Source organism: Propionivibrio sp. (genome assembly GCF_049316945.1).
In the GTDB taxonomy this organism is placed as follows: Bacteria; Pseudomonadota; Gammaproteobacteria; order Burkholderiales; family Rhodocyclaceae; genus Propionivibrio.
This window is the reverse complement of sequence record NZ_JBMOJE010000192.1, coordinates 1-6639: the sequence shown is the minus strand read 5'-3', so window position 1 is coordinate 6639 and position 6639 is coordinate 1. Positions and strand designations below refer to the sequence as shown.

Here is a 6639-nt window from a genome sequence, read left to right as displayed (position 1 = left end):
GAGGTGGTGGAGGTGGTGGAGGTGGTGGAGGTGGTGGAGGTGGTGGAGGTGGTGGAGGTGGTGGTCGGTAAAGTCAAAAACCAAAGGCAAAGCCGGTGGCGACATTTGTTTGCAGCTCAAAAGCGGATGCACATCGAAAGGACGTAAGCCTGCGTGCCAAGTTGCATAACGAGAATGCCGTTACTCGCAGCACGCTGGAAATCCTCGAATGGCCACAAAGGAACGAGATGCGGTCGTTTATGTAGCAAGCCCTGGATGGCTGGTCAGGCCGAGTTGCTCGCGCTGGCTGTCTGGCAGGTTTCAAAGTGGAGCCGTCATCTGGATGGCGGCTTCGCGGAGAGCACCACCGGCAGCAAATGGCCGAAAGTTGCCAGCCTTAGTAGCCCAACTTTGCCTTTGGCTGCATTGTCGCCTTTGACATTTCATTTTCCAACCATGTATTGCACGGAACGGGCTATCAGGATTCTGAGGTGGCCGACTATGTTTTACACAATACGGAGAACTATCGCTTTGGTTCGCGATGGGGCGAGCCAACCATAGAATGCACATAGCCAAAACATCATTGTCATTCCGGCGATTATCCGCCTATATTGGAATAGCTGATTTGATAATGGAAAGGAGTCGTCATGTTCAAGCACATTCTTGTTCCGACGGATGGTTCTCAATTATCCGAGGACGCCGCCCGGCGGGCGGTTGCCTTTGCCAAGGAGGGTGGGGCGCGCATCACTGCCTTGTATGTCAAGCCGGAATATCCGGTGTTCTACGCGAGCGAAGGCATTATGTTCGACTCCACGCCACCGGGGAGATTTGCCGAGCTTGTCGAGGAGGAGGCTCAGGAAATTCTCGGTTTTGTAGAAAACCTCTGCCAGGTAGCCGGCGTAACATGCTCAAAGGTGACGCACACCCACGACGTCATATACAAGGCAATCATCGAAGTCGCAACCCGGAATGATTGCGACTTGATCTTCATGTCGTCGCATGGTCGCCGTGGCGTCGATGCCCTGCTGCTTGGCAGCGAAACCACCAAGGTGCTCACGCACTCAAAGATTCCAGTGCTCGTCTATCGTTAAGTTTCAGCCAATCAATCGCTCGACGCGGCTTATTCGCATCGGCGAGGTGTTGGCGCGGCTTAGTTCGGGAGAAAGGCCATTCCCAGGGACGCCGATCTGCGGGCGGTCAAGGATGCCTTTCGTACGCTTGCCATGAAATTAACGCTGCCAATGCACCCGCAGCAGATTTTCCGCATCGTTGTAATAGAACTCCAGTTCGCCCTGGTAGGCGTGGTGCAGAGCCTCTCCCAGATCGCGCGCGAGGTGAATATCGGTGGTCGTAATGAGGATTCCGGCTACGCCGCCTTCGTCCTCTTCATTGATGGTCATGACGCGCGCCAACGGGTGTTCGGCCCGGGCCTTTTCCGCGTGATGGTTGAGCAGGTTGAACATTTCACCGCGGTGGGTTGCGAAAAACGGGCCGCCAACATGCAGGAAACCAGCGGGAAACTGATCACGGATGCGGTGACACGCCGGACAGACCACTTCCTCTGCTTCGGGACCAACCTGACCCCATTGCCAGCGACCCGCATGGAAAATGGCGCCACAAACCGGACAAGCCGACGGCTCGGGTGGTTTTTGCTGGCGTTTGTAGGTGTCGTACTCACGCTCCTGGCGTAGCTGGTCGCGAAGAACCGGCTTGAAGCCGGCAAGGGAAGCCTGTGACTTCATGGCGATCTACTCCTTTAATAATACCCTTCGAAAAACAGGGTACGTAAAGCCGAACCTCTATCGACCTCTCCCCGTGCTTCATCCTGAAAATCAGACAATCCCGGCGAACTCAAATGCAAATCAGCGGTCTCCACCTACATGTATAGAGGTCATATTTTGTAAATTCAAATGCATTTGCTCAGTAAGCGAAAATTCAATTGCGAAGCGGAACACTCAGAACATTCCGAACCACCTGTTTATTGATCCAGTCATTGCGCAGGGAAACGAGATGAGGTGCCAAGGGTCGTCGCTGATACTGATCTCCTTGCTGCTAGCGTCCTGCGGCGGCCCGGACAGTTATGCAGAAAACGAAACCTTTCAGTCCGACCCCCGATACAGCCGAACCTTCAGGGTGGATGCTTCTCAGTTGTGCGATGCCGCCCGCCGGGTGTTGATGGGTGATGGTTACGTTGTGGCCGAAGGGGAAGGGCAAAGCTTTACCGGCGTCAAGGAATTCCATGTCGAAGAAAAACGTCACGCCATTCTCCGTCTCTATATCACCTGCGATCAGCGTACCAGTGGATCAATCTTGTTCGTGACGGGCACGGAAGAACAGTTCGACGTCAAGACCAGTCGCCAGAGCAGCACCATTGGCGTTCCCCTGCTGGCGCCCATTTACTTGAGCAAGATCAGCGAGGCTGACAACCAGGTGAAGACCCGTGGTGAGACGGTGACCGACCGGAGTTTTTACGAACGCTTTTACCGGGCCGTGGAGCGGGAACTGCCACGCAATTAGAAATCCGATCTGACCTTTGCCACAAGGAGGGCATCATGAGCAAGGAAACAAAGCTGACTACCGCCGCCGGTGCGCCTGTTGCCGACAACCGGAACACCCTGACTGCCGGCCCGCGCGGTCCGGCGCTGCTGCAGGATGTGTGGCTCCTCGAAAAGCTGGCCCACTTCGACCGCGAAGTAATCCCCGAGCGACGCATGCACGCCACCGACTATTACTCGCAACTGGGCGCCTTGTTCCGCCTGATGAGCCCGTCACAACAGCAGGTGCCATTCGAAAATACAGCACGATCGATTGGCGAAGCGCCGATTGATATCCAGTTGCGCCACGTTTGCCATTGCCTTGAGGCTGATCCGGATTATGGAAGAGGCGTTGCCGATGCGCTGGGGATTCCTGAAACCGAATTTCCTTTTGCTTGAAGTAACGGCCACGAGGCATGCAGGAATCAGCTCTGAAGCTGAAACCCATCAACCAACCAGGGAGAAAGAAATGCGCAAAGTACTACTCGCCGTAGACGGTTCGGAACATGCCTACCGGGCTGCCTTGTTCCTCGTTGACTTCATCAAGACGCACGGCACCATCGACATTCAGGTGGTCAATGTCGAGCCAAAGCCAATTGAATACCAGACCCGCGGCATGGAACCTGAGGCCATCACCAGCCATCTGGCGGCGTTCGCTCACGACGCGCTGAAACCGGTATTGCACGCCTTCAACGATGCCGGCATTTCCTGTCAGTCACATATCCGGCTGGGCGACGTCGCCGAGACCGTGGTGAATTTCGCCAATGAACTGGCTTGCGACACCATCGTCATGGGCACCCGCGGACTGGGTGCCCTTTCGGGCCTGGCAATGGGTTCTGTCACGAGGAATGTCCTGCATCTGTCCGAACTGCCGGTGATCTGCGTCAAATGACACCGCCACCAATGAAAAAATGATCCGGTCGTTTTTCTGGAGTACGCCGATGCCTGCCACGCTCAGGGTCTGATGTTCGTAGCGGATACGGCCGGATTACGCCGCCGAACCCCGGCGACACCATTCCGAGCTTCATCAACCGACCGTAACTGCGCAGCGAATATTTCAGGCCGTATGGCTGCGATGCTCATGGATAGGCGATCTACAGATACTAAGCCTGAAGAGTGCCGTATTTATTTGTTCTCCAGCCGACATTCTTGCAGATCGCCTGTTCATGAGGCTTCCAGCGATGCGGCTTGTGTTCTGGAAAGATTGTGCGGATTGAAGCACCGTAACACCGCATTCAGGATATCGGCGGTTGCGCTGTAGCCACTTTGATTCTCGATTAACCGCGGAAGGGGAAAAGATGCCACCTTTGCGAATACTCCTGTTCGTACTCATGGCGACCCTTCTCGGCAGCATGGTGAATCTGCCCTTGTTTCCCCCGGATTCCTGGCGGTCCTGATCGCCTGAGTGCTAAGTTCCATATTCCGCAGAAACCCGCCGACTGATTTTCGTATAGCCAATGACCGCTGACGATCGGGGCTTTTTTAAGCGGCGGAGCACACTTAATAGTCAGTCAACATGGATCTGTTGTATAAAAAGCTACGTCATTCCGGGCTTGACCCGGAATCCAGTGGTGCACTACCAGATTCCGGGTCAAGCCCGAAATGACGGGCTATCCATCGGTTTTGCCGTGACTGACTACGAGTGCGGAAAAAGCGAACTAAAGATCGTCAGGTCCCAGCCCGTCAGTGCAGATGGCGCCATGTGGTTGCTTTCAGCGGAAATTACGGATGCCCAAGTATTTAGTTTTCTGCGAGCATCAAACCATGTTTGAGGGGTGGTTAATGAACATGCATCAGTGTTTCGTGCTGAGGCAGGGAGCGGTTCTTGCGACCTTGCTGGCGGGGGGAGTAGTCGGAGCGCTGGCCGGAGACTATTCGAATGTCTATTTCTTTGGCGACAGCATTACCGACTCGGGAACATTCATCAACCTCACCAACCTGCTACCGACCCCCACCCCGAATGCTCACTTTTCGACCAAGCCCGGGAATGTATGGGCCGAGAACCTCGGTGCCCGCTACGGCAAGTCGGTCAGCGCCGGCTTCATCGCCTCCCTTGCCGGCTTCCCAGCCACCAATGCCTACTTGCCCACTGCCGATGGCAACAACTTTTCCGTGGGTGATGCACAGATTAATTCCGAACCGGCGGGCCTGACCACTCTGCCGTCTGCCAAGATGCAGGTTGACCAGTTTCTGTCACGCGGTGCGGTTGATGCGAAAGCGCTCTACGCGCTGTGGGCCGGCGGCAATGACATCTTTGCCCAGTTCAGTCTACTTCCCGGAATAACACTGGCCGCCGCCCAGGCCAACCTGGTGACGGCGGCCAGCGACATGACGGCGCAAGTCGTTCGCCTGCAATCGGCAGGGGCGCGCAACGTGATCGTGATCGGCGCCATGGACATGACCAAATCGCCGTCCGGCCTGGCGATGTCTGCTTCGGACCTGGCCCAGTTGGGCACCTTGATGAATACCTTCGACGCCAGCCAGAAAGCCCAACTGGCCGGCAAGAACCTGCTTTATTTCGACATGGTCAAGCTGACCGCACAGATTCTCGTCAATCCGCTGGGCTACGGTTTCACCGATACGACGACGCCGGCATGCCCGACCATCGCGCCCGCCACCGCGCCCAATGCGCTGACCTGTAATGTGCACGCCAATGGACACATGTACGCCGACGGGAGGCACCCGAGCACCCTCTTCCACACGGTGATTTCCGACTGGATCTATTCCTCGCTCGAAGGCGCCAGCCGCGTCGGCCTGCTAGCGCAGGTGCCGATGGGACGCTCCGGCGCGCAGTGGCGGTCGATCGACGGCCGTCTGCGCGAGTTCCAGAACTTCGGCTACCAGGGACATGGCTTCTTCGTCACCGGCGACTATGCCTCGTCCGACAAGGACTCCTATGCCGGCCTGCCTTCGGCCAACGGTTCCGGCGGCAGCTTCGTCCTCGGCTATGAAAAGGCCCTGAGCGAAAATCTCTTTGCCGGCGCCACGCTCGGTTACGGCAACGCGCCCTTCGACCTGGGCAACAACCAGGGCACGGTGAAATACGATGAGTGGGCGCTGTCGGCCTTTGTTTCGCACAAGTCCGGCAATTTCTACGCGAACGCGCTGACCACCTATTCCTGGCTCGATTTCGAGAGCAAGCGCAATATTCAGCTCGGACCTTTCAGCACCAGCGAACACGGCGATACGCGCGGTGGCCAGTTCGGCGTGAAAGGGCAGGTCGGCTACAACTTCGTCAGCGGCAATCTCCTGCATGGCCCGCTGGCCGGACTGGCGTGGGAGCAGGTCAAGGTTGACGGGTTCAGTGAAAAGTCGACGAGCGCAACGGCCATGACCTTTGGCGACCAGACCCGCGAATCGCTGCGCTCACTGCTTGGCTGGCAGGTGGCGGCCGAAACGGTGTGGTCCGGCGAGAAAGTGCGGCCCTACGCCCAACTTACCTACGATTACGAGCACAAGAAGGACGAGCGCAACTACAGCGCCGGCTTTGTCGGCGGCAATAACGCGCTGCTGATGCCGACGTCGAACCAGACTGGGGGCTATGGAACCCTGCTCGCCGGCGCCACCGCCGAGCTTTCGAAGACGCTGCGCCTGGGCGTCGGCGCATCGACGACGATCAGCCAGCCGGAGCCAGCCGGGTGCGCGCAATTCGGCGATCAATGTCACGCTCAGCGCGCCGCTGTGATCCGAACTGACGCAGAACGAATATTCGACAGGAGATCTACGCAATGAACAGACATCAAGGTTTCATGCTCAAGCATCTCGCATTGGCTTCGGCCCTGCTGGCCGGAACGCTTTGCAGTGCACAGGCCGGCGACTATTCCAACGTCTATTTCTTTGGCGACAGCCTGAGTGACAACGGGGCCTATGCTCCGCTGGTCGGCCCGAACGCTCGCTTCACGACCAACCCGGGAACGGTGTGGACCGACAATCTTGGCGCCAGCTACGGCAAAGCGGTAACAACCGCTTAGGAACGCCTACGAAATAACTTCCCCTTTTCCAACATTCGAATTGGCATGTCTGGTGTGCTATGCGAGAAGATAAAATCGGAGAGATAGAACGTGGCTGTAGGGGCACGGCGCGCCGTGCCCCTACGAACAGCGGACTGCGGGGCTCATGGGTAGGG

Annotated in this window: 7 protein-coding genes and 1 pseudogene; 7 read left to right on the top strand and 1 reads right to left on the bottom strand. The window is 57.1% G+C overall.

The features are described 5' to 3' along the window. The first annotated feature begins 626 nt into the window (after nucleotides 1-626). Nucleotides 627-1070, top strand: coding sequence for a universal stress protein (locus tag ACOYNV_RS24805; protein ID WP_422902485.1), 444 nt, complete (start codon nucleotides 627-629; stop codon nucleotides 1068-1070). A 138-nt stretch (nucleotides 1071-1208) separates the two neighbouring features. Here ACOYNV_RS24805 and ACOYNV_RS24800 read toward each other — a convergent pair whose 3' ends face one another. Then, complete coding sequence (locus ACOYNV_RS24800) at nucleotides 1209-1721, bottom strand: BCAM0308 family protein (protein ID WP_422902484.1); 513 nt, start codon at nucleotides 1719-1721, stop codon at nucleotides 1209-1211. A gap of 268 nt (nucleotides 1722-1989) precedes the next feature. Between ACOYNV_RS24800 and ACOYNV_RS24795 the strand changes: the two genes are divergently transcribed. The 6 genes and pseudogenes from ACOYNV_RS24795 to ACOYNV_RS24770 all read left to right on the top strand — a co-directional run bounded on the left by ACOYNV_RS24795 (nucleotide 1990) and on the right by ACOYNV_RS24770 (nucleotide 6484). After that, a complete protein-coding gene (locus ACOYNV_RS24795; RefSeq protein ID WP_422902483.1) occupies nucleotides 1990-2496 on the top strand; it encodes a DUF2242 domain-containing protein in 507 nt (168 codons plus the stop codon). A gap of 35 nt (nucleotides 2497-2531) precedes the next feature. Beyond that, nucleotides 2532-2699: pseudogene (locus ACOYNV_RS24790) on the top strand (catalase); the annotation flags it as partial. Continuing rightward, nucleotides 2691-2912 carry a catalase-related domain-containing protein gene (locus tag ACOYNV_RS24785; RefSeq protein WP_422902486.1) on the top strand — a complete coding sequence of 74 codons (222 nt, stop codon included), beginning with the start codon at nucleotides 2691-2693 and terminating at the stop codon, nucleotides 2910-2912. The pseudogene ACOYNV_RS24790 and the gene ACOYNV_RS24785, both read left to right, overlap by 9 nt. 70 nt (nucleotides 2913-2982) lie before the next feature. Then, nucleotides 2983-3405 carry a universal stress protein gene (locus tag ACOYNV_RS24780; protein WP_422902482.1) on the top strand — a complete coding sequence of 141 codons (423 nt, stop codon included), beginning with the start codon at nucleotides 2983-2985 and terminating at the stop codon, nucleotides 3403-3405. Between the two features lie 890 nt (nucleotides 3406-4295). Further along, nucleotides 4296-6245: an autotransporter outer membrane beta-barrel domain-containing protein gene (locus tag ACOYNV_RS24775; RefSeq protein ID WP_422902481.1), complete on the top strand. Its 1950-nt coding sequence runs from the start codon at nucleotides 4296-4298 to the stop codon at nucleotides 6243-6245. Beyond that, the gene (locus tag ACOYNV_RS24770; RefSeq protein WP_422902480.1) at nucleotides 6242-6484 is read left to right on the top strand and encodes a hypothetical protein; all 243 of its coding nucleotides are present in this window, start codon (nucleotides 6242-6244) and stop codon (nucleotides 6482-6484) included. The genes ACOYNV_RS24775 and ACOYNV_RS24770 overlap by 4 nt, the downstream gene beginning before the upstream one ends. Nucleotides 6485-6639: the final 155 nt, after the last annotated feature.

Coding starts and splice junctions, on each gene's coding strand:
- ACOYNV_RS24785 (WP_422902486.1), top strand. CDS start 2,691: ATGCACGCCACCGACTATTACTCGCAACTGGGCGCCTTGTTCCGCCTG.
- ACOYNV_RS24775 (WP_422902481.1), top strand. CDS start 4,296: ATGAACATGCATCAGTGTTTCGTGCTGAGGCAGGGAGCGGTTCTTGCG.
- ACOYNV_RS24780 (WP_422902482.1), top strand. CDS start 2,983: ATGCGCAAAGTACTACTCGCCGTAGACGGTTCGGAACATGCCTACCGG.
- ACOYNV_RS24770 (WP_422902480.1), top strand. CDS start 6,242: ATGAACAGACATCAAGGTTTCATGCTCAAGCATCTCGCATTGGCTTCG.
- ACOYNV_RS24805 (WP_422902485.1), top strand. CDS start 627: ATGTTCAAGCACATTCTTGTTCCGACGGATGGTTCTCAATTATCCGAG.
- ACOYNV_RS24795 (WP_422902483.1), top strand. CDS start 1,990: ATGAGGTGCCAAGGGTCGTCGCTGATACTGATCTCCTTGCTGCTAGCG.
- ACOYNV_RS24800 (WP_422902484.1), bottom strand. CDS start 1,721: ATGAAGTCACAGGCTTCCCTTGCCGGCTTCAAGCCGGTTCTTCGCGAC.